Origin of the sequence: Neolewinella lacunae (genome assembly GCF_014349155.1) — a bacterium.
Lineage (GTDB): Bacteria > Bacteroidota > Bacteroidia > Chitinophagales > Saprospiraceae > Neolewinella > Neolewinella lacunae.
In genome coordinates this window covers 35,691-59,816 of record NZ_JACSIT010000117.1, presented here as the reverse complement: position 1 = coordinate 59,816, position 24,126 = coordinate 35,691, and the positions used below count along the sequence as shown (strand labels likewise).

The 24,126-nt window shown below is 55.4% G+C and carries 13 protein-coding genes; 8 read left to right on the top strand and 5 right to left on the bottom strand.

Annotation, left to right across the window (positions count from 1 at the left end):
- Both tnpC and H9S92_RS12965 read left to right on the top strand, forming a co-directional pair.
- On the top strand, nt 1–1,477 hold a 1,477-nt coding region (gene tnpC / locus H9S92_RS12970), incomplete at its 5' end, for an IS66 family transposase (RefSeq protein WP_222936018.1).
- A gap of 226 nt (nt 1,478–1,703) precedes the next feature.
- Entirely contained in the window at nt 1,704–2,486 is a 783-nt protein-coding gene (locus H9S92_RS12965; protein WP_187467136.1) for a hypothetical protein, read from the top strand.
- Nucleotides 2,487–3,883: 1,397 nt separating this feature from the next.
- Here the strand turns inward: H9S92_RS12965 and H9S92_RS12960 are convergent.
- Both H9S92_RS12960 and H9S92_RS12955 read right to left on the bottom strand, forming a co-directional pair.
- A complete protein-coding gene (locus tag H9S92_RS12960; protein WP_187467135.1) occupies nt 3,884–6,397 on the bottom strand; it encodes a sugar-binding protein in 2,514 nt (837 codons plus the stop codon).
- Between the two features lie 295 nt (nt 6,398–6,692).
- Complete coding sequence (locus H9S92_RS12955; RefSeq protein ID WP_187467134.1) at nt 6,693–8,408, bottom strand: PQQ-dependent sugar dehydrogenase; 1,716 nt, start codon at nt 8,406–8,408, stop codon at nt 6,693–6,695.
- Between the two features lie 235 nt (nt 8,409–8,643).
- Here H9S92_RS12955 and H9S92_RS12950 point away from each other — a divergent pair, with 235 nt between their 5' ends.
- From H9S92_RS12950 to H9S92_RS12925, 6 genes are all read left to right on the top strand, one after another.
- Complete coding sequence (locus H9S92_RS12950; RefSeq protein WP_222936092.1) at nt 8,644–9,291, top strand: outer membrane beta-barrel protein; 648 nt, start codon at nt 8,644–8,646, stop codon at nt 9,289–9,291.
- A complete protein-coding gene (locus H9S92_RS12945; RefSeq protein ID WP_187467132.1) occupies nt 9,292–10,884 on the top strand; it encodes an FG-GAP repeat domain-containing protein in 1,593 nt (530 codons plus the stop codon).
- A gap of 259 nt (nt 10,885–11,143) precedes the next feature.
- A complete protein-coding gene (locus H9S92_RS12940) occupies nt 11,144–12,928 on the top strand; it encodes an SLC5 family protein (RefSeq protein ID WP_187467131.1) in 1,785 nt (594 codons plus the stop codon).
- Between the two features lie 153 nt (nt 12,929–13,081).
- Nucleotides 13,082–14,389, top strand: a complete 1,308-nt coding sequence (locus H9S92_RS12935) for a glycoside hydrolase family 27 protein (RefSeq protein WP_187467130.1) — start codon at nt 13,082–13,084, stop codon at nt 14,387–14,389.
- Nucleotides 14,390–14,407: 18 nt separating this feature from the next.
- The gene (locus tag H9S92_RS12930) at nt 14,408–18,640 is read left to right on the top strand and encodes a hybrid sensor histidine kinase/response regulator transcription factor (RefSeq protein ID WP_187467129.1); all 4,233 of its coding nucleotides are present in this window, start codon (nt 14,408–14,410) and stop codon (nt 18,638–18,640) included.
- 28 nt (nt 18,641–18,668) lie between these two features.
- On the top strand, nt 18,669–20,087 hold the full coding sequence (locus tag H9S92_RS12925) for a sulfatase family protein (RefSeq protein WP_187467128.1): 1,419 nt from the start codon (nt 18,669–18,671) through the stop codon (nt 20,085–20,087).
- Here the strand turns inward: H9S92_RS12925 and H9S92_RS12920 are convergent.
- Genes H9S92_RS12920 through H9S92_RS12910 form a run of 3 tightly spaced genes read right to left on the bottom strand, consistent with a single transcriptional unit; the run spans nt 20,084 to nt 24,058 of the window.
- Nucleotides 20,084–20,827 carry a 3-keto-disaccharide hydrolase gene (locus tag H9S92_RS12920; RefSeq protein WP_187467127.1) on the bottom strand — a complete coding sequence of 248 codons (744 nt, stop codon included), beginning with the start codon at nt 20,825–20,827 and terminating at the stop codon, nt 20,084–20,086. The genes H9S92_RS12925 and H9S92_RS12920 overlap by 4 nt on opposite strands.
- Before the next feature lie 31 nt (nt 20,828–20,858).
- A complete protein-coding gene (locus H9S92_RS12915) occupies nt 20,859–22,439 on the bottom strand; it encodes a sulfatase family protein (RefSeq protein ID WP_187467126.1) in 1,581 nt (526 codons plus the stop codon).
- 11 nt (nt 22,440–22,450) lie between these two features.
- A complete protein-coding gene (locus H9S92_RS12910; protein ID WP_187467125.1) occupies nt 22,451–24,058 on the bottom strand; it encodes a glycoside hydrolase family 43 protein in 1,608 nt (535 codons plus the stop codon).
- Between the last annotated feature and the right edge of the window lie 68 nt (nt 24,059–24,126).

Genomic DNA, 24,126 nt, shown 5'->3' with positions numbered 1-24,126 from the left:
ATTAGTAGTACTTTTCGGCATGACTTTCGCAAAACTTAAGGCTGAAGTTGATAATCTCCGCCCGGCGCTTAGTGCTGAGGGCTTGATGCTTGTGGACTTATTCATGCCATTCTGCGAAGCTCAGCAAGCGACGATAAAGAAGCTTGAAGATAAGTTAGCGGTTACTAGTGGCAATAGTTCCAAGCCGCCAAGCAAGGATGACTTCAAGCCTACTAAGGCAAGGTCTCTACGGGAAAAGTCGGGCAAAAATCCCGGCGGTCAATCGGGGCACAAAGGAAGCAAGAGCCGCCTGATCGACAATCCCGACGAGATTATCCCCTACACGATCACCGCGTGCCCGGGCTGCGGATCTAACTTATCAGGAGTATCTCCGGATGGTTTTATTCGCAAGCAGGTGGAAGATATTCCACCGCTAAAAACGATTGTTACCGAGCACAGGATTGAAATCAAGACCTGCCCATGCTGTGCCATCCAATGGCAGGCAGCTGGTTGCCCGGAAGATATCAAGCACGAATTCCAGTACGGCCCCAGAGTCAAAGCGATCAGTGTCTATCTATCAGCTTTTCAATTCATACCTGCTTTTCGGACCAAGCAGTTACTGAAGGTTTTTGGCGTAAACTTGAGTACCGGAACGCTGGACAACTTTCGCAAGAGTGCTGCACGCCAATTACCGGAGTTTCTGGAGACGTTACGCTTTTCCATAATAGCATCCCTGTGCGGCTTTTTTGACGAGACGGGTATGAAGGTCAAAGGTATCGGACACTGGGTACATGTGGCGGCAACGGAATTGTTCAGTTTGTTCATGATTCATCCCAAGAGAGGACGTGAAGCACATGATGAGATGGATGTGCTCACTTGGTTTGAAGGAATCCTGCACCGGGATGACTATCACTCTTATCATGCCTATCCCCAAGCCACTCACTCCTTATGTGTTGCCCATCTGCTACGTGACCTTATCTATGCTATTGATCGGGATAAACAGGGAGAATGGGCCGATCCCTTCATCAAACTTTTGCTCCAAGTAAAGCGACAAAAAGTCGAATCCTCCACCAGTGTCGTTGATCGCCGATGGCAGGGCCGCCACCGAAAAAAATACCGCGAGCTCCTTGCGATCGGGCTGAAGCAAAATCCTCCGGCCGTTAAAGAGGACGGGAGTACGCGCGGGCGAACAGCTCAAACCAAAACGGTGAACCTACTGCTGCGACTAAGAGACAATGAAGACGAAGTGTTACGTTTTATGACGCATGCATTGGCTCAGTTTGATAATAATCAGGCGGAAAGGGATCTGCGCATGAATAAGGTCCGTCAAAAAGTATCTGGAGGCTTCCGTTCGCTGGTCGCCGCCCAGGAATTTATGGACATTCGCTCCTTTGTTGCTACTGCAATAAAGCGGCAGGCGGACCCGGTAGAAGAACTCGTTAACCTCTTCACTCCGGGAAATTGTGACTATATGAGGCTGGCTCGACACCCTGAATAGTTACCAGACGCTTTGCTATAGCGGTATAGACGAAAACATCTTTTTGCAGAGCTTGCTGGATTGTGAAGGCATAATTGCGGAGGGCGTTTGGACTGAAGTGGCAGATGCAAATGATGTTTACGCTTATGACCCTTGCAATGAGTCAATCACGGTTTCTGGACCGGGCTGTGCGACTTACACTTTCACTTCGGATGGCGCCAGCGCAAACGGCCAATGTGGAAGTTTTATGATTACACTCCAACTTTGTGCGGGACCAGAAATAATGCTCAATGACCCCGCCGACGTCTGCATTGACGGAGTAGACATGAGCTTCACGGCCACGCCCGTGGGCGGTACCTTCACGACGACGGCTCCTGCGGGCTTCACTTCCAATGGAGCAGCGGGTACGGCTATGCTGGATGTCAGCGCAGCAGGCGTGGGCACCTACGATGTTGTTTACTCCTTCACCGACGCCGGGGGCTGCGAGGGTAGCCGGACGGTCAGTGTAACAATTTTCCCCGAACCCGCAGTCACCCTTAACGACCCCGCCGACGTCTGTATCGACGGCGCGGACATGAGCTTCACGGCCACCCCAGCGGGCGGTGTATTCACGACGACGGCACCAGCGGGCTTCACGGCCAATAACGCAGCGGGTACGGCCACGCTTGATGTGAGTGCGGCAGGCGCTGGCACTTACGATGTGACCTACACCTTCACCGATGCCAACGGTTGTGACGCCAGCCAGACGGTGAGTGTGACGGTTTTCCCCTTGCCTGTTTTGGATTGCCCGATGGATCGGACCTTTTGCTTGACCACCGCTCCCTTTCCCCTGGATCTGGCGACGCCCAGCGGAGGGACCTACAGCGGCCCGGGAGTTGCGGCGGGGATTTTCAGTCCATTAGTGGCGGGGCCCGGCACCCACACCATCACTTATACTTACACCGATGGGAATGGTTGTGAAAACAGCTGTGTCTTTAATATCACCATCCTTAAAGTCGATTGCGGCAGCTTCCCCTGGGACGGAAACTAATGGCCCCGAAAAAAGGTGTACGATCTGTTTTTCTTAACCTAAAAAACTGCCGTAAAAAGTGAATTGAATTACTGTTGTTCACTGTTGTAAGAAACGCTTGCAACATATTGTGTGTAATTATTCACGGCCGGGGCGGCCCTTCAGCTGCCCCGGCTTTTTCCCCGGGGACGGATAACATTTTCGCGGTGAAAGTGGCTGCGGCGGCTGGTAATTGATGATGCATATTTTTTTGTCCGGTACACAAGAGCGGGTGCCGGATGAAAGAGGAGACTATAAAATTTGGGCATTTCCCGCCCCACTCCGTTCGTTTTTATTTATACCTCTCTCGTGAAAAATTATTTGGGTTTCATTTTTCATGTTATGATTTGACATTTTCGGGCGGCCCAACAGGGCCGCCCTTTTTATTGGGGTGCGCCAGGCATGGCGTAAGTCTAACGGTCCACTAGTTATTTGGGGTTGACCCGTGCTCCCTTTAGGAGACTGCGCTTTTCCGCTGCGCGGTTTTTTTAACCACTAAGGCTACTGCTTGACTATGGACAAAAAATTAAGGCTAAGAGCTTGTCTAAATTTTTACTTCCTGATAACCAAGCACTTACGAACCTGGCGTCACAAAAAATGGCTTACGTAGTTCACTATGCGCGCAATTTTTTGTCTAACCAGAACCGTAAGTCATTGATTATCAGTTCTTAAAAACTTTAGACAAGCTCTAAAACCCGCCAAGTCGAGCATCCAGCGCCTACGCAAGTCCGGTGATTGGAGAGGATCGCGATAACGGACACTGCTTTTATGGAATATAAATTTCTAAATCATGACCCTTATCTAATTCTACTCGATTGGGATGCGCTTGATGGAAATACTCCTGCTGCTCAGCGCATTGCTCTTCATCCCCATTCCCTGCACCTGCGGCCGCGCCCACAGGCTGTTGTTGCTCAGCGCCTCCACGCCATTATTTATGGCGGGTTATCGCACGCAGAGCGAATTGAATTAATCCTTCTTCAGGCAGGTATTTTGCGCGGCCGCAGGTGCATAGGAAGTTGGGGGAGAATGGTAGTCCGCCAGCCAGCCCTCGCCTCGGCCGCCAACCCATCCCGCTGGTAGTGGAAAATATTTTCCTGAACTTACCTCCTGTTACTTTTCGCTTGATCATTTGCTGCGCGGATATACTGCAAAATTATCCATGGCCCAGTAGGGGAGGGGGGGGCTATGCGCGCTATGCCCCGTAGAAATGACAAAATCCGCAGCGCTAAATAAGGAGCGCAAGGATAATTCCCCCAACACCCTCACCACTAAAAAAGCCGGAACTACGGTGAAGTAGTTCCGGCTGCTGAGCTTATCAGACTTGTGCGTTACGCCGCAAATTCAGCGCGGTAGTGGATAGCGAATACCCGCCTCAACGGTTACTCGGTTTTCAGCACCATGCGCGTTTGCATGCCGTCGTCGCCGAGCATACGCAGTATGTACATGCCATTGGGCAATCCGGTGAGATCAAAATTTACCTGCCGGGCATTTTCCACCTTGATGGATTGGAGCTGTCGACCTTCCATGGAATAAAGATCAAGGCGGCCGTTCAAGCCATTGCCTAGCGCTTCGACCCGGAAAACGTTGGGGGTAGGATTGGGGTAAACCTTGAAAATATTTTCCACTACCCGCGCATTTTCACGCGTATTGGTCGGGATAAAGGTATTGAAATTTATTTCCCCGAGAATAGATGGTCCGTAGGGGAAGAAACTTTCGTCAAGCTCAACGACGTAATCGCCGGATGCAGGAATAATAATGTCTTCTTGCAGGCGCATCCAGTCGGTCTGGGCATTGCCACCGCCGAGGTTTTCCACGCCGTTGCTGACGCTGGTTGAGTCGGCCGGGAAGTTCGAGGTCAGGTCGATGACCTTTTCGAAAATGGGAAATACCATATTGGCGGGGTCGAAAATCCGAAGGGTATACTTGTGTCCACTGCGCACGAAGGCCCGCGTGTCGGCCCGGTAGTTGTACTTGTAGCGGCCGTCCTGGAAATTGACCGTGTAGCGGGTCCATTTTCCAGAGCCCCGCCAAACTTGTGGGCCACCGTTCCAGCGGATGGGCTGGTAAATGATCTGCGTGAGAGAGTCGCCCCCTAGCGTCGTGTAGTTGTGGGTGTTTTGTCCGCCGCGGTCCGTGGGCATCTGTCCTGCCGCAGGAGGGTAGATGCCAAAGACGACGCCAGAGTCCACGGCGATGTTTGCCGTATCGAGCACCACGTCGAACCAACGAACGTCAATGGTTCCCGGCACCAATGCTCCGTTGGAACCAGCGACGAGATCGGGGCCAGGAGCAGACCAAACGGAATCCGTTACACCAAACGCAAAGCCACGGCCAGCGTAAGGCGCATCAATGGCGGGAAACTCATCAGCGTAGTTAAACGTAAAGTCTCCGTAGATGGTAAAACCGTAGGGAAAGTAGCGTTGGTCCATTTCTACGACGTATTCCCCCGCATCTGCAACCTCGATGGGTACCAGAAGCCGTAGCCAATCGGAACCGGCGTTGCCTCCGCCCAAGTTGACGACCTGGTTTGCGATCGCGCCGTAAGTGGTGGGGAAGCCATCCGTTAAGTCCACGGTATAGGTCCAAACTGGATTATCCAGATCGTCCGGAGCATAGATGTTTAGGTCAAAATTGTGGTTCGCCCTGGCGAACTCCCGCACGTCGCCCCGGTAAACCAGGTGGAAGCTGCCTGCGGGCATATCGACGGTATAGCGGGCCCAGTTGCCTCCCTGCCGCCATCCCTGCACGCCGCCGTTCCAGCGGATGGGGGTGTACAAGGGGTTGCCACTGGTCACGTAGCCGCGGATATCCAAGCCACCCGCATCAGTAGGGGCTGGACCAGTAGGTGGGTAAATGCCGAAAGTCATCGCAGAGTCCATGGCCAGGTTGGGCCCAGTATCTCCCACGATGTCGAACAGTTTAGCGTCTACTACGGTGAGGTTGCGTGAGTTGGTAAATATCCCCGTAGTACTGTCCACCAGCGTTCCGGGCATATCCCAGGCCCGGCCAATGATTTCACCGGCGTAGCCCTTACCCGTATAAGCTTCGCCGCCACCGCCGCCACCGGTGGGGAAAACACCGTCTTCGTCTGCCAGGCGCAATACCGGCCAGTTTTCCATGGTAAAGCGGGGCTCATCGGGCGTAGCAATGGTCATGTTGTTGTCCCGTTCCGTGTCGGTTTCCGCCGTTGGCATCACGTCGTCGTCTTCGTTGGCCATGATGGCAAAACGAATGGAATCCCCCGCGGAGGGCGTCGCACCCATGCCTCCGAGCATGGCGCTCCAGCTGACGTCTTTGTACTCATAATAAATGTCGTTCGTACCGCCCGCAGCCGTAATGCTGATCGCTGCTTCCGAAGGGTACATGCCCATGTTGTTCAACGAGACCAACAGATTGTCTTCGTTGGGGTGTAAACGCTCAAAACTGGAATGGGTGGGGTTGTTGCGGTTGTAGCCCACAACGATGTCTCCCTTGCCGCGCACGTAGAACTCTACGGCGTCTTGCCACCACCAATTGCCATCGGGGCGGTAGCTGATGACGTCGTCAGTGATGTGAATCAGGAGATAAAGCGTGTTGTTGTCCCAAACGGCCTTAAACTCCATATCGAAATCCGTGGGGGAGACAGGGTCTTCGGTGGCGGTAGGGTCGTTACCTTTCCGGAATATCTGGTAGGAATTCCAGGGTACCTCGGCCCAGGCCGCATCATTGGGCTGGCCATCGATGGTGGGCGGGGTGGTTACCTTCCGGGCGGTAAAGGTGTTTTGGTAATTTTCCTCCGTGACGCCCGGCTTGAATTTGAAGCCGTTGGAGAAAGTCTGTGCCTGAAGCGGTAGCATAAGCACCAGGGCCAGCACAAAACCCGCTAGTGTTTTCAGGTAAAAGTTGTTGATCATTCAGAAAGCGTTTGCAGTGACTTTAAGCGAAACCGTTCGGGCTGGCGCGAAGGAAAACGGAAGCCCCGTACGAACGGGGTAAAACAGCAGGAGTAAAGCGTGTTTCAAACCAGAGCGAACTACTCTTAATGCCCCTTAGGTGATAAATACAATGTTGAACAAATGTCATCAAGTCACCCAGCGGGGCTTGGCGGATCTGTTTTGTTCTTTAGCCTTTTTGTACAAAAGGCCGGGATAGCGGGAGGTATAGTGCGAAAAAAAGCTGCTTTGCCCTGCTTTTTACCTTAACCAGCCCTCAACGGTTGTGGAGGACGATCCGCTGCGTCGCCGAAAGGTTGCGCCGTTGGTTTTCGAGCAGAATATGGTAAACGCCGGCCTCTGCATTATCGAGCCGCAGTTCGAGCTTACTGGCGGTAATGTTGCCAGTAAGAATGCTACGGCCAAGGTTATCGTATACCGTGTAATGGCCGTTTTGCCACTGGGCCGCAGTGGAAAGATTTACCAGGCCGGAAGTGGGGTTTGGAAAAATGGTCCAGGGCGCTGTCACACGGGCGGCCCCGGTGGTGGCCACGGCCGGGTCATAGCTTATTTCCAGTATCGACCCTCGGTTCAGTAGCGCTTCTTCGTTGGCTCCCGAGGCAAAGGAGGTGCCCCCAATGCTGTCGGTGAGCAAGTAGATTTTCCGGCCGTCGGGGCTGATGGCCAGGTCGCGGTAGCGGTTGCGGCTGGTGAAAAAGCCAATGGTATCCGATACGATCGAGCTGCCATCCTGGGACAACTGAAGGCGGTATAGGGTGCCCCGTTTGAGGGTAGTCACTAAAAGACTGTTCTCCCACCCAGGGATGCCGTTGGGAAAAGGGTAATGCTCCAGGCTAGAGGGGGCAAAAGTCGGCCAGGTAAAAAAGTCGTCGCAGGGCGGGTTCGCAGCTACGAAATAGGACGCCAGGGGTGGATGAAAGTCGGGGTGGTTAAAAGCGAGCTCGGGGGAAGTCGCCGCGTCGTTGGGGGGTTGACAGGCGCTGGAGGAGGAATTGCCACAATTTGCCGACGAGCTCCAATTGTAGTACTGGTACCCAATGCCATCCTTAAACCCGGCAACGTTTGGCCAACCGTAATTTCCTCCGGCCCTAATCAGTTTGACTTCATCATCCGTACGGTGCCCGTGCTCGTTGCTGTACAGCAGTGCCGGGCGGCCATCCACTGGTTCGCCGAAGGCGATGCCCTGGGGGTTGCGGTGTCCGTAGGAGAAAATGTGGCTGCGTACGCCGTTGATCAGCGGGTTATCAATGGGAATACTGCCGTCGAGGTTCAGGCGCAGTATTTTGCCTTGGTAGCTTGTCCAGTCGGCGCTAATGATGGCCTGCTGCGTCGGGGTAGCCTGCGCCAGGTTGGGGTTACACCGGTTCGCCCCTTGGTTGGCCCCCTGGTCGCCAATGGCGTAGTAGAGTTTTGCATCGGCCCCGAAAAGCAGACGGCCGCCGTTGTGGTCATTGCTGGCGGGCAGGCCATTCAGTAATAGGGTGCCGTTGGAGGTGCCGAGTACGCCCGCGTTTTCGGTGATGGTGTACCGGACGATCCGCAACCTGCGGTTCAACTGCGGGCCATTATCGGCATCGTAGACATAAGCCGCGTAAAGGTAGTCTTCCCCCGTTCCTGCGCCGTAATTGCTGTGCAGGGCGATCCCCTGGAGGCCATCCTGGGCCACGCGATTTAGTACGCCATTGTTATTGGTGTACCGGGTGAAGTGAATGACCGGACCCAGGTCTTTAACCACTTGCCGGAGCCCCGTCGTCGGGTCCACCCGGCTGATCCGGCCTGCCTTGCTGCTCACCCACAAAAAGCCGGCCCGGTCCACCAGTATTTCAAAGGGATGGGAGAAACGGTAACGGTCAGCAGCCGCTTGCGGAAGTTGGTTAATTTCCACCGGGGCAGAAAAGCGCGGTGTTTGGGCCTTGACCTCCACCAGGGATAGGCAAAGCAGAAGGAGGAAAGACAGTAATTGCTGGGGCATGGTCAATTATTGGTGGGCAGTTGCTATCCATCGGCTTTAACCGAAGGAGGAAAGCGGAAGAAAAAAGCCACAGTGGTGAAGTGATCCATGAAGCACCGACGAAAATCCGGGTACTAATGGCCGATGCGTACCAAACTCTAGCGTTATTGACCCGGAATGCCCGGTTCCACTCCTCCACCTCCGGGCTTTGTATAATTTTAGGGGAATCGAACCATCGGGCACTATGCTTAAATTTATGCAGTCCTTTCTCTTTCCGTGTTTTCTTTTCCTCCTGGCTGCCCAGGCAGGAGCACAACGCAGGTTTGAGGCGGGCCTGGTCTTGGGCGCTAATCTGTCTCAGGTAGACGGTGATGCCTACGCGGGTTACCGCCGCCTGGGCATCGAAACGGGCATCAAGGGCATCGTCCGGCTCAGCGATCGCTTTTACTTCAGTGTGCAATGGTTGTACAGCCAACGGGGATCCCGACCGAGTTCCCGCGAAGAGCTTCGGGATTTTGGCAATTCCATCAACATCGGAATCTATTACGTCGAGCTTCCCTTCTTGCTGCACATCGCTCCTGGCGATAAAAAGAAGGGAATTTTTCCCGTCGAATTATTTACCGGTTTTTCGGTGGGTCGCCTGATTCGCAGCAAGATCCAGGAAACTGGTGCCAATGTCCGCTTTTATCCTTTTCTGCAAATCAATGAAATCCGGGACCAATTCAACCCTACTGACCTGAGCCACCTGGTGGGCATTCAGTACAATGTTAGCCAGGAAGTCGCTTTTTACCTGAAGCACACCATGTCCTTACGCAATCTTTACACCCCCCTGGATCGCAATGACCCCTATAACCAACTGGAGCCCTATTACCTAACGGCCGGGGCCAATTATATTTGGCGGTAGATGAGACAATACCCCGCTTCCTCCTGCAACGCGGCTTTTGTGGTGAATGACCTACGCACGTGGGCCAAGGCGATTTTTGTGAGCGGCCTGATGCTGACCTTATACTACTGCGCCGAAGAAGTCCCCGCCTCCAACCTGCCTACTCCCGAACTGGCCCAAAGCACCTGCGGAGGATGTCACGCCTTCCCCGAGCCCCAACTTCTGGATAAAGCCACCTGGGAGCGTGCCGTGCTCCCCAAGATGAAATTCATGCTGGGCTTCCGCACGGGGGTTCCCGACAGCATCCTGCAGCAGTTCTCCGAAGCGGGGCTCGGCACCCAGCTCATCGACCAAGCGCGGCTTTTTCCTACCGAGCCGACCCTGGCCACCGCAGATTGGGACCGCCTCCTCGCCTGGTACCTGGAGCAAGCCCCGGCAACCCTGCCCGCCGCCACCTACCGCAGTACGCCCGATACCACCCTGCCGTTTCGACTTCGCTTGCCCAGCCTCCGCTTTTCTCCGCCCGGAACCACCCTGGCCAAGGTGCTGGAACCGGGAAAGCTCATGACCGCAGACGTCCAAAAAAGCCTGGTATTCCAGTGGAACGACCAACTGGAGCTGGTCAAACAAGCCCCTTTCCCTTCGGGGGCCGTTCACCTTAATACAGAAGCCGATGCCTTGTGGCTGACGGGCATCGGCAATTTCCTGGCGTCCGACCGCCCGGAAGGCTTCCTGATCCGCTACCCTAATGATCCTGCGCTCCCGGCCCAGACCCCGCTTCCCGCCCTGCGTCGTCCCGTCCACGCCACCTTCGGCGACCTCAACGGGGATGGATTGCGTGACATTGTGGTGTGCGAATTCGGCAAATGGCTGGGCGCCCTGGCCTGGTGGGAGCGTACGCCCACGGGCTACCGCCGCCACCCTCTACGGGAAAGCGCCGGTGCCGTCAAGACTTTCCTGCGGGATATGAACGCCGATGGCTTCACGGACGTAGTAGCGCTCTTCGCGCAGGCCCGCGAAGGCATCTCCATTTTTTATAACGACGGGACCGGAGGCTTCCGCGAAAAAAGCATCCTGCAATTTCCCCCTTCCTACGGCTCCACCTCCTTTGAGTTGGTCGATTTTGACGGCGATGGCGACCTGGATATCCTCTACACCGCCGGAGACAATGCGGATTATCACCCCATCCTCAAGCCTTACCACGGGGTCTACCTTTTTCGCAACGCGGGGGAGGATCGCTTCGAACCGGTCTATTTCCATCACCTGCCAGGCGCTTACGGTGCCCAGGCTGTCGACTTCGACCAAGACGGAGATCTTGACATCGCGGCCGTCGCTTATTTCCCCGATTACGGACAACCCGGCTCTCCGGGCTTTGTATACCTGCGCCAGGACGCGCCGCTCCAGTTTAGTCCCCACACTTTTGCGGACCACCGGATGGGCCGGTGGCTGAGCCTCGACGTTGGCGACCTGGACGGCGACGGCGACCAAGACATCATCCTTTCCTCCCTGGCCATGGAAATTGCCGACCGGCGCTACCTGGCCACCCAAGAGCGGTGGCTGCGCGACGGCATACCTTTCCTACTGCTGGAAAACACCCTCCTGACGAAAAAATAGTCCAGCCCGCCTCGCTTCACGCCGCACAAATCCACCGCCGAGCGAACGTCCAGTGGCAAGCCCACCCACCGTCAGGACGATCGGAAGCTGGATAAAACGTTTTCGCCAATGGTCGGTACAAAATCGCTAAGATTCGCCTGAGGAGTGTGAGGACTTTTACCCGGTAGCCAAAAAACTTCGTTTGCTGTCAGTGATGCAGATTCGATTCATGCACAAGTGCTACGCCAGCTTATTCATCACGCTTTAGCAGCATCATTTCATGGGCAATTCTTTTGCGCTCACTCCGTGGGACTACCTTACTTTCATTGCTTACTTTCTCTTGCTCAGCTTTGTCGGCTACTGGTTTGGCCGGAAAAAGGACGAAGACAGTGCGGATTACTTCCTGGCGGGCCGCAGTTTACCCTGGTACGTGGTAGGGGCCTCCTACATTGCTGCCAACATCTCGACCGAGCACTTCATCGGCATGATTGGCGCGGCGGTCATCTACGGCATATGTGTCGCTACGCCAGAATGGAGCAGCATCATCGCCTTCAGCTTTCTGATCTGGATTTTCATCCCTTTTCTCCTCAGCGCCAAGGTTTTCACCGCTCCTGAGTTTCTGGAAAAGCGCTTCAATTCTCAGATGCGCTTCTTTTTCGGCCTGATCACAGTCATCGCCAACATCGTGGCTTTCCTGGCGCCCGTGATCTACGGCGGGGGGCTCATCCTGGAAAGGGTCATGGGCATCAATCAATTGTTGGGCGTAGACCCCGCGGCGGTACTGGACGGTACGGCCACCGATACTGGCCTTTACCTGGGCATTGCGGTCATTGGGGTAGCGGCTGGCGTCTGGGCCATCTGGGGTGGGTTAAAGTCGGTAGCCTGGATGGATTTGCTGACGATTGTCATCATGATTTTCGGCGGACTCAGCGTTACGTTTTTCGGGCTCGCCTACCTCGGGGAGGGAGCCGGCATCCTGGAAGGAACGCGGGTCATGCTCGAACGCAACCAGGCAAATTCCGGCTTATTTCTCGAAGCGATGGATAACATTCGCGCCGGCATTGTCGGGGCCGACACCGAGACCTACAACCGGCTCTCCGTCATCCAGCCGCTGACCCACGAGACGACACCCTGGACGCACTGGATCATGAGCTTCTTCTACATCGGACTCTGGTATACGGTCATTAACCAGTTCATGATTCAGCGGGTGCTGGGCGCCAAAGACCAATACCACGCCCAGATGGGCGTCACCTTTGCTGGTTTTCTCAAGCTGCTCATTCCCTTCGTGGTGGTGATTCCGGGCCTGATCTGGTTTGCCATCCACCCCGAGATGCTCATTGGCCAGTCCCTGGAGAACATCCGCCCGGAGGCCGATAAAACCTACGTTAACCTCATCAGTCTGCTCGTTCCGGTTGGACTGCGCGGCATCCTGCTGGCGGCCTTGTTCGGAGCCATTCAGTCAACGGTCAGTGCGGTACTCACGTCTACTTCCACCATCCTGACGATGGATTTCTACAAGCGGTATTACAAGCCGGGGGCCAGCGAAGACGAGGTGGTGGGCACTGGGCGCATCATTACGGCCGTGGTGCTGGTGCTGTCCATCCTCCTGGGCATCTGGATCTCCACCCTGGGGCAGAGCCTCTTTGTGTACATCCAGGAGCTCTTCACCTTTTTCGCCCCGCCTTTTTCGGCCGTATTCCTGCTGGGAACTTTCTGGAAACGCGTCAACGGTACGGCTGCCTTCACTACCTCAGTAGCCGGTCTGATCTTTGGCTTTCTGGTCAAAGTCTGGGTCAATAGCGGGGGTGCCCCCGAGTGGCTAGGCCCCTACGCGAACCAGGGCCTGCTCAACTGGGCCTTTTGCATGGTTTTGGTGACCGTCATCAGCCTGCTAACCGCCCCGCCGCCGCCGGAAAAAGTTACGGACGACCTGACCTTCAACCTCAAAAAGCTCCAGTTTCTGCCCAAAGACGGACGCCCCTGGTACCAAGGGGTGGCCTTTTGGTGGACCTTGAGCGTGATCCTGATGTTTGCCCTCATTTTTGTTTTTGGCGTGCTTTTCTAACGCCATTCCGGGCGCGGCCGCAGGTGCAATAATCCGTTGAGGAGCAATGGAAGGGCTAAAGACGGCCGGGAGCTCCTACTTCCCCTGCTCCTTTAATTCGGTCCTGGCACCTGCGTCCGCGCCCATCAAAAGCTGAAAAAATTAAGTACAGATATGCAAGTTATCGACCCTTCTTACGCCCAACGCCCACCGATGGGGTGGAATTCCTGGGACTGCTTCGGCGTAAACGTCACCGAAGCCGAGGTCCGGGCCAATGCCGACTTCATGGCCGAACACCTCAAGGTATTGGGCTGGGAATACGTAGTCGTTGACCTGGGCTGGTACGCGCCTGAGGCGACCAAGGACAACTACAAAGGCCCCAAAATACCGATGATCATCGATGCCTACGGCCGCTTGCAAGTAGACGAAACGCGCTTCCCCAGCGCCGCCGGCGGACAGGGCTTCAAACCTTTGGCCGACTACGTCCACAGCCTCGGCCTTAAATTCGGCATCCACATCATGCGGGGCATGCCCTGGATCAGCTACGAGCAAAATACCCCCATTAAAGGCACTGACGCCCGGGCCCAGGACGTTGGAAACCCCAACGACATGTGCCTTTGGTACAATTCCATGTACGGCATTGATATGACCCACCCCGCTGGCCAGGCCTACTACCATTCCCTGATTGAATTGTACACTTCCTGGGGCGTTGACTTCATCAAAGCCGATGACTTGGGTTCCTGGGATGGCGACGGGATGTTCAGCAACTACCGCCTGGACGAAGTCGAAGGGCTGAGTATTGCCATGGCCGCCGCCGAACGCCCTTTGGTGCTCAGCATCTCGCCCGGCGCGGCCTACATCGGCCTGGCCAAACACCTGCGCCGGCACGCCCACATGTGGCGGATTTCCGCAGATTTTTGGGATGATTGGCCAGCCCTCAAACGGCAGTTTGAACGCTGTGCCCTCTGGGCCAGCCGCAGCGTCCCCGGGGCCTGGCCCGATGCCGACATGCTCCCACTGGGGAAAATTGGCATTCGCGGGGAAATCGGCACACCCCGCCAAACCAATTTCACGGAAGACGAGCAGTACACGCTCATGACTTTATGGTGTATTTTCCGCAATCCGCTGATGTTTGGCGGGCACCTGCCGGAAAGCGACGCCCTCTCCCTCCAACTGATTACCAACCCCGAAGTCTTGGCCGTCAACCAGGCCAGTAAAGAAAACCGGCAACTGGAACGCACCGAGCATTCTTGCACCTGGCTGGCGCGGGCCGAAGACGATTCAGCCCTGTATCTGGCCCTGTTCAATCTCTCCGATGAGGGGCCAAGGCCCGTTGAGGTTAATTTCAGTGCCTTGGGTACTGGCAACACCTACGCCATCAGGGATTGCTGGGAACGCCGCGACCTGGGTATTTTCACCGCTGGTTTCGCGCCGGTAGTGGCCAGCCACGGGGCAGGCCTCTACCGACTGGAGATCAAATGATGGTTTAGCTCTACCGACATGCAAAAGATATTATTGTGCTTATTACTGCTGGGTTTTGGTGTGGCGCAGGCACAGCCCCGGGAGTTTCGATTTAAGGAGCTGACCATTGACGAGGGGCTCTCCCATACCGATGCCACTTGCCTGGGAGAAGACGAACACGGTTTTTTGTGGATCGGCACCTACCAGGGTTTGGACCGTTTCGATGGCTACGAGATTAAATCTTTCTTTAACCGGGATACCTCCATCCTCTCTGCCTACAACAACCGCATTGATGACCTGGTCATTGATCACCTCGGGCGAATTTGGTTAGGGACCCAACGGGGGATCAGTTGTTTTTCAACCACCGAGGAGCGGTACATTGAACTGGTTTGGCCGGTGGGCGAGCGGGAAAGGATTGAGCAATTGAGCATCTCGCACGTCCTGTACAACAACCGGCTGGACGTTCTCGTGCTGGGCAGCGAGCAGGGCACCGAAATCTTTGGCGTAGACGCAGCCGGTCGGTTGACGGCCTTGCCGATGCTCAGGGATCAGTCTACCGGGCCCGTTTACGAATTTGCGTTGGACAGTGCCGACCGCCTGTGGATTTTGGCCAGAGCCGGTTTGTTTTGTAAGGAACTCAAGGTCCAGGGCCCGGCGGAACTCAAGCACGTGCAGTTGGTAGATAGCCTGGGAAGAAAGGTGGTGACTTCGGCGGGGTTGGTTTTGATTGGCGACGACTTGTGGGTGGGGGGAGGCCGCTCCTTGCTTACTTTTTCGTTGCCCACGGACGTCCCTGACCAGCAGGTAGTAAGACTGTTGCCCATTGTATTGCGGCATGCGAATAACCAGCTGGCGCTTGAGGCCCGTCCTAGCCTCAGCACGATGCACTTAATCCAGGGTCGGGACGATGAAATCTGGATTGGTTCGCAACAGGGCTTATTCCGCTCGAAGCAAAATAAGGATTTACGGGAGATTGAATTCATTCCGCTCAACGACCGCTACGTTGCCAGCGGCAATGCCGCCTTACCGATCGGGGATTTGTACCACGGCCAGGACGGTACCCTTTGGATGGCCACCTACGGTGGAGGCGTCCAATACCTCAACCTATACGCAAGGCCGTTCTACACCATTCGCCACCAACTGGGAATTGAAAATTCCATTTCCGGCAACTTCGTACGGGCCATTCTGGAAGACAGCAAAAACAACCTCTGGATTGGCACCCGGGGGACGGGCCTCAACCGGATGCAGCTTGCGACCGGACGGATTGAACAATTCAAAGACCCCGTGTTTAGCGCCTCGGGTAGTGTTACCGACTTGCTGGAGGATCGGGCGGGGCGGGTTTGGGTAAGCAGCCCGGAAGGCCTTAAGGTCTTTCATCCCGCCCAGAATTACTGGGAGGATATCCGGGTAGAATTAGGCGCAACGGACGCCATCAGCAGCAAAAGCGTATTCACCCTGGGTGAGGATCGACTCGGGCAAATCTGGGCGGGCTCCTGGGAGCGGGGTATGAACCGTATTCGCTACCGTGGCCCCGGTGATTATACCGTAGAGCAGATTTTCGTCGAAGGGTCAGATCATCGCATCACCTCCAACAAAGTCACCTATATTTATTGTGATACCCTGCGCAACGAAGTCCTGGCAGCAACGGACAACGGGCTCAACCACCTTTTCCTGGACCGCAATGGGGAAATCGTCCACAGCCGCAACTACCAGGCGGGGAAGGATGGGGACGGGGGGCTTTCGTCCAATTTCGTCTGGCCCATCCAACGCACCAGCGACGGGACAATCTACGCGGGCACGCTGGGCGGGGGATTGAATCGCATCAAGCCATCAGCGGGCCAAAATGGCTCTTACGAAGTGCGAACCTACGGGCAGGCGGAGGGCAACCCTTCGCGGGATGTAGAGACTTTGCTTTTGGACCAAGACGGAAATCTATGGCTGGGGGGCAACGGTTTGGCGATGTTTGACCCGGAAACCGAAACTTTCCAGGTTTTTGACCGCTCGGATGGCTTACAGTCCAACAGCTTCAAGATCGGTTCGGCCGCTTGCGGGAAAGATGGGCGCTTATACTTTGGCGGCATCAATGGCCTGAATTACTTCTACCCCCGCAAGGTTCTGGAGCCTCTGGAAACGCCCGACCGCCTGGCGCTCAGCGACATGATCGTTAACCAGCGCAGAGTGGAAGTAGGGCAAATCGGGGAACGGTGGGCCATCCTGCCACAGAACCTCAACGAAATGGAGGAAATCCGCCTATCTCACTTAGAAAATAATTTCACCCTTCGCTTCAGCTCCTTCAACTACCGCAATCCTGGCAAAGACCGCTACCGTTATCGCTTGCTCGGTTACCAAAACGAATGGATTGAGGTTCCGGAGGGCAAGCGGGAGGCAACCTTCGCCAACCTGGATTACGGAACCTATACCTTCCAAGTGGAAGCCGCCCGGGAAAACAGGATTTGGCACGCCGACCGCATTGAGAAAAAAATCCACATCGTGGCTCCTTGGTGGAATTCTAAGGTGGCACGTTTCCTTTACGTGGTACTCTTCCTGGCGGGGCTCGCCATGATTTATTACTACCTCCTACGGTGGGATCGCCTCAAAAAAAACCTGGAGTTTACCCAGATGGAAGAACAGCGGGCGCAGGAAATGCATTTGACGCGCCTTCAATTCTTTACCAACATCAGCCACGAGTTCCGCACCCCGCTTACGCTGATCCTCAATCCGCTCCACGAGCTGTTGCAGGAAAAAGTCCCACCCCGGAAACAGGAAAGGTACATGCGGATCATCGAGCGCAATGCCCAGCGGCTGCTGGACCTGATCAACGAGTTGATGGATTTTCGCAAGACGGAAACCGGGGCCTACCGCCTCCAGGCGGAGCAGACCGATTTAAGTGGCTTCGCCGGGGAAATCTTCAAGCAGTTCCAGGAGCACGCCCTGATCAATAAAATTGAATACGAATTTGAGGCCGTCGGCTTCACCAATAACCTGTGGTTTGAGCGTAAGGCGATGGATAAGGTGATCGTAAATTTGCTCAGCAATGCTTTCAAATACACGCCCGCGCATGGCCTGGTGAAAATGGCCGTTCTCCGCGAAGTTCCCGCCCCCTCCTCACTGCCAGCCCACCATTACCGCGAAGGGAATGACCTGCCCGAAGACACCGACTACAGCTACCTCTGCGTCCGGGATACGGGGGCCGGGATCAACGCCAGCGATTTACCCCACATCTTCACCCGCTACTACAGCAAACCCGCCGAGGCCGATGACAGCGCGGGCAGCACCGGCGTTGGCCTGGCCATGGTCCGCAGCATCGTACAGTTGCACCGGGGGACAATTGACGTCTACAGCGAACCCAAACAAGGTACGGTTTTCCTGATTGGGCTACCCACCGGAAGAAATCACCTCACCGAGGAACAAGTGGTTAAAAGCCACGTCGTTAAAACGGCCACTTCCAATCTTCCGCTGCTGAAAAACCTGCCAGCCGGGGCACCCCAGGAATTCCAACCTGCCACCTTCACGGGAGACCGCCCCTCCGTTTTATTCGTAGAAGACAACCCCGAATTGCGGCTTTTTCTCGGAGAGCACTTCCGCGATCGCTACCTGCTCCAATTGGCAGAAAACGGTGCCGTAGCCTTGGAAATGATCAAAAAACAACCGCCCAATCTGATCGTAAGCGATATCATGATGCCCCAGATGGATGGGGTGGAATTGTGTGCAAAAGTCAAACAAAATGAGGCTACCCGGCACATTCCCATCATCTTGCTCACCGCTAAAGCTTCGGTAGAAAGTCGGTTGGAAGGCATCGGAGCTGGTGCCGACTACTACCTCTCCAAACCCTTCAATTTAAGTGAACTGGAGTTGATTGCCAATAACCTGCTGCGCCACCAGAAATCCCAACAGGATCGCTTCCTGACGGATTCTTTCAGTAAAGCCCGTGACATCGCCATCCGGGAGGAGGACCAGGGATTCATGAAAGAAGTCATGGAAATTATTGAGAATAATTTGGAGAAAGCCGAATTTGACGTCGATTACCTCAGTCGGATGGCCGGCCTCAGCCGCACCAAACTCTACCGCCGCGTAAAAGAAGCTACGGGGGAAAGCGTGGGGCAGATCATCCGCAAAACCCGGGTACAACGCGCCGCCGAGCTACTGGCCAGTAATAACCTGACTGTAGTAGAAGTCATGTACCGGGTCGGTATTCAAAGCCAGAGCCACTTTACCAAACTGTTCAAAAAGGAATTCAACAAAACCCCTACCGAATTTGTGGCGGGATTGTGAGCATAGCTGCTTAAACAACTTATGGCCTATGAAAACATTTTTTTTAGCCCCAGTATTATTATTGCTGGCATGTAGCAGTAAGCCGCAAGCGCAGCATTCTACCCACAATGAGCGTCCTCCCAACGTCATCATCATCTTTACCGATGATCAAGGATATCAGGATCTTAGTTGCTACGGCTCCCAAACAATAGCTACCCCAAATATTGACCAGTTGGCGCAGGAAGGTATCCGATTTACCGATTTTTACGTGTCCGCCTCCGTATGTTCCCCTTCCCGAGCATCCTTGCTTACCGGCCGCTATCCTGACCGCAACGGGGTGGGAGGGGTACTACTCCCCGGTGCTAAAGGGCTGGACTCGGCTGAAGTTACCATCGCTGAGCTGTTACGTCCTTTGGGTTACCGCACGGCATGCATTGGCAAGTGGCACCTCGGAGACCATGCCCAGAGCCTGCCCAACAACCAAGGGTTTGATGTATTCTTCGGTTTACCCTACAGTAACGATATGCATCTCGGAGATGCCCAGCCCTTCGCTGAAAATGCTACCTTCCTCGATGGCTACACCCTAGAAAAAGCCAAGGCTGATCAAGCTTTCAACCGCAGCCATACGCGTCAGGAAATCAATGAAAGCGGCCGTCAGAATTTAGTCCCTTTGATGGAAGGACAAGCGATTACCGAATATCCTGCTGACCAAGCTACCCTGACCAGGCGGTACTTCGAGCGGGCCATCTCGTTCATCGACCCTGACCGGGAAGAGCCATTTTTTATTTACCTGGCACCGACCATGCCCCACGTACCTCTCTTTGCTTCCGAAGCCTTCGCCGGAAGCAGTAACGGCGGTCTCTACGGGGACGTCATTGAGGAAATCGATCACTACACCGGCCAGTTGTTGGCGCATCTAAAGGAGCTTGGGCTGGAAGAGAACACCATCGTCATTTTTACTTCCGATAACGGCCCGTGGTTAGCGTACAAGGAATTAGCCGGAAGCGCCAACCCCCTGCGTGGAGGTAAATTCTCCAACTTTGAGGGAGGGGTACGGGTGCCCTGCATTATGCGCTGGAAAAACAAGTTTGATGGTGGTAGAACCAGTACAAAAATCGCATCCACGCTTGACCTTCTTCCGACCATCGCCCATTACGCCAATGCGCCCGTAGACCCGCAAATGTTGGATGGGCAAAACCTTTCCGCCCACCTGGAAAGGGTGAGTGAATCCACACAGCCGGAGACCATGTTGTATACCAAAAATGAAAAGTTCTACGGCATCCGACAAGGAGAATGGAAGTATTTGCCCTACGGCGGAGCCCGCCGTGAGGAAGACAACCAAGGCCCTGAACTCTATAACCTGCGGGAAGATATTGCCGAAAGTAACAATGTCCACGACGCGTATCCCGAAGTCGTGGCCCGCTTACAACAAGCGCTCGCCGAACGGAAAGCTTCCACGTTACACTAAAGCCGCTTCAACACTACGCTGCGATAGTGTATTTGTGCCCCTTCGGCCTGTAGGATTATTCGGCCTTTGTCAAGCGGCAACCATTCATCGCCAGGCCCGGGATACTCGGCCGCTTGAAGGGCATTAACCAAATGACCGTTTACGTAAAATTCAGCGCCAGCCCCCTTTACGATGACCTCGACGGAGTTCCAGCCCGTCCGTTCCCAACAGTAGGCACGGTGAAAGCGGGAAAAGCGCGGATAAGTACCGCCGCGCTCCTGTATTTTACCCTTGGGGTCGTAGTTCCTGATCACGTCTTGCACGCTTGATTGGGCCCGCGCGCCGATCAGCCAGGCGTCCCCGGTATCTCCTTCCTGGATCTGACATTCCAGCCCGCTGGCCCAAAATTGGGTGGTATCAAAAACGTGGAAAAGAATACCCGCATCCCGCACAAAATCACCGCGCGGCGGGTATTTTCCCTGGCCCCATTTGTATTCCAGCTTGAGGTGGAAATTTTGGTAAACACTATCCGTAATCAATGCAGCATAAGGCTGCGGCGTCTGATCGGGAATACCGGGATAAACCCGTAATTGACCGTTTCGCAGGCTGAAAATAGCCTGGTCTTCGGGGCTGACCACACCCTGGTCTTTGATCTGGATATGCCAACCAGTGAAATTACTTCCTTGTAGTATGGGCATAAATTCCTGGGCGCGGCCGCAGGTGCAAAATAAGAGGACAAGGAGCAGGGGAAGGAGACGCATAACAGAATATTTTTCCCGGCACAAAGGAATTTTATTGCTCGGCGGGCAGCAAGGTTTCGTAGTCCGACCGCACTATCCATTGGGCCGCAACCGTGTCACCAGCCATGAATTTCTCGTAATAGTTCCGCTGCTCCTCCCAGGCGACGGGGTAGGCCTCGTATTCCGCCCCCCGGTTCAGCATGCGGAGATCGCCCTGGTCGGCCAGGGCATTTTCCAGGCGGGTGCGCATCCGTTCGATCGTGGCAGCGTGTTCGGGGGAGGCGGCCAGGTTGTTGACGCAGCGGGGGTCGGAGCCCAAGTCGTAAAATTCGACCGGCGGGCGCTTGCCGAAGTTGAGGTCCCAGAAAGCATCGTCTCCCCGGCGGTGCTGGTTGAGGATATAGCTTTTGGTGGCACTACCGTCGGTATTCAGGTAGCCAGTACGGGGGTCGCCAGCGGGCCAGCGCTCGGGGGCGTAGTTGATGACCAATAGCAGGTCTTTTTCCCGGAGGGCCCGGATCGGGTAACCTTGGTCATTGGGACGGCCAACGTCGTGGCGTTCTTTACCCAGCAGGACATGGTCTGGCCAGTCGGCTGGCGTTTTACCTTCGAAGAGGGGGCGTAAGGACCGCCCATGGAACCAGCCCAGGTCCGCCAGCGCTTCCGCATCCAGCTGGCAATAGTCGGCCAAGGTCGGAGCGACATCGGTGAAATTGACCAAACTTTGCACCTGCGTCCGCGCCCGCTTGATGCCCGGCGGGAAACGGACGATGAACGGCAGGTGGTGCGCGTCGTGGTAGAGCTGTCCCTTCACTCTCGGAAAGGGCATTCCGTTATCGGCCGTCACAATGATGATGGTATTGTCCAGTTCTCCGGAGGCTTCCAGGGTATCGAGGATGCGGCCCAGGTGGCGGTCGAAATGTTCAATTTCCAGGGCGTAGTCGAGCAGGTCGTGGCGCACGCTATCGACGTCGGGCCAGTAGGCGGGGACTACGTCAATGTCTTCCAGTGAATAGCCGCCCACGGCTACTCCGCTGCCGAATTCGTAACCACGGTGCGGTTCCAGGGAGCCGTACCAGAAGGCAAAGCGTTGCCCCGCCGCCCGATCGCGCATAAACGCTCCGAAATTGGCGGCATAATCGACATCGCTAATTTCGGAGGTGGGCGGGACCAATTTGATTTTAGAATAGGCGGGACCGATGAGTTGGCGTTTTTTACCATCTTTCTTACCCGGGTCACCGGGGGCCCAACCTTTGCCCGTGTAGCCCGTGTGGTAGCCAGCTTTGGCGAGTGCTTCAAAAATGGTCCGTACCGAATCCGGCCAGTAGGCCAGGTGGTTGATGGCCTGCCCGAGTTGCCAGCCGTTTCTGCCGGTGAGGAGAATGGAGCGGGAAGGCCCGCACTTGGGGTTGGGAGTAAATGCGTTGGTGAAGGTCATTCCTTCGGCGGCCAGCCGGTCGCAGTTGGGCGTCCGCACCCAGTCGGTACCATAGACTCCGAGGTGCGGAAAACTGATGTCGTCGCCGATGACCAGTAAGACGTTGGGTGGGGCGGGTTCAGCGTCTTGGCCGCAGCCGGTGAGCAGGGCGAAAAGTGCCAGCAGCAACAGCGGAGAGCGAAAACAGGAGTGCATAGTCGAGAGGTTTATTCCCCTGCGTAAGCGAACCAATCGTAGCTGGCGATGGCCTGGGACGGCTGCCCCTGGGAGGTAGCGTACATCCCCACGTACGGGCCATTGAATCCTAAGGATACATCGTCCGAAATCAGCATGAGGTCTTGGGCCTCCCCCAGCGGCTGTAAGCTTTGGGAAGCTGGCCCGCAGCTGAATTGAATACGTCCGTCGCGGGCGGCGGCTTGCAGGACGACCTCCCCACCAGGGTAGGACCGCCGGGCAATTGCTTGCTTGTTGCCTTTTAAACTTTTGTAAAGTACCATCTCTTTGCCTTCCCGCAGCAGTTGGTAGTGATTGCCACTATTGCGGTAGATGATGAGGCCAGCCGCTTCGTTGGTTTTTTCCGGCTGGAAACGCATCGCCACTGTGGCCGTGAAGGTATGGTGCTGGATTCGGCGAGCAATCAGCGATGGATTGTGGAGGCTATCGGCCATCTCGGGCCGAAGCGCCACATTGAGCTTTCCCTCCGCAAGCGTGTACCACTTGGTATATGGGGTCCGGAGAAAGTTCCAGTGGAGCGCGAGTTGCTGGGCAGTAAAATCATCAACGACGGGCTCGGCGGGGTGGGGAGACCAGGGAAGATTGGGGCGTTCTTGTTCAAGGAGCAGCTTGCCGTGGCCGGGGTTGAAAACTGGGAGGGGGTAACCTTCTTCGTTCTGTATCTCCACCGGGGTGAGGAAGGTCTCCCTGGCCAACGGAGTCTTGCCCTGGTAGAGGCGCTTGCCAAGTGTGACAGCCCACCATTCCCCATTTTGGGTCTGTACCAAATCTGCGTGCCCCGTGGAGTGGATGGGGTAGTCCTTCCCGAGGTGACGGTGGGTAAGCAGTGGGTTTGAGTGGTAGGGAAGGTAAGGGCCCCAGAGACTGTCGCTGTGGAAAGCGGTTACCGCGTGCTGGAACCCCGTCCCCCCTTCGGCTACGGTTAGGACGTATTTACCGTTGATTTTGTAGAGATGGGGGCCTTCCGTCCACCGGGCATTGGTAGCGTGGCCGTGGGTGAGTTGCTTTTTCGGGCCAACTAATTTGCCCGTTGCCAAGTCGAGTTCCTGCATCCAGACCCCATTTTTATCCGGCCACATTGGTTCGCCGGAGATGTTGGCGTGCCCCTGGTAATAGCATTTGCCATCCTCCCAAAACAAGCTGGGGTCGATACCCCGGGAATCGAGCCAGATGGGATCAGACCAGGGCCCGGCGGGGTCCTTTGCCGTAAGGTAAAAGTTGCCACCACAAGTGACGCAGGTATTGATGAGGTAGTACGTGCCTTCGTGGTAACGAAGGGTTGGGGCGTACAGGGCCCGGCTGTCTTTGGTGTTGGCGGGAATTTCCACCTGCTCTGGCCGGTGAACACCGTAGCCAATGAGCTTCCAGTTGACCAGGTCTTTCGAATGGTAAATCGGCAAACCGGGATACCACTCAAAAGAAGAATTCACCAGATAGTAATCCTCCCCGACGCGAATAATGGAAGGATCCGGATGGAACCCCGGGAGGATGGGATTTTTGAAATGCGTGGGAGCACCTTCTTGGGCCGAAAGTAAAACACCGACGAGAAAAAGTAAAAAAACTCCGGAGAATCGTAACATGGGAAAGATTGAACGACGGAAAGCATACGGCAATGTTCAGCGGATAACCAGGCCTAAATACCTGATTA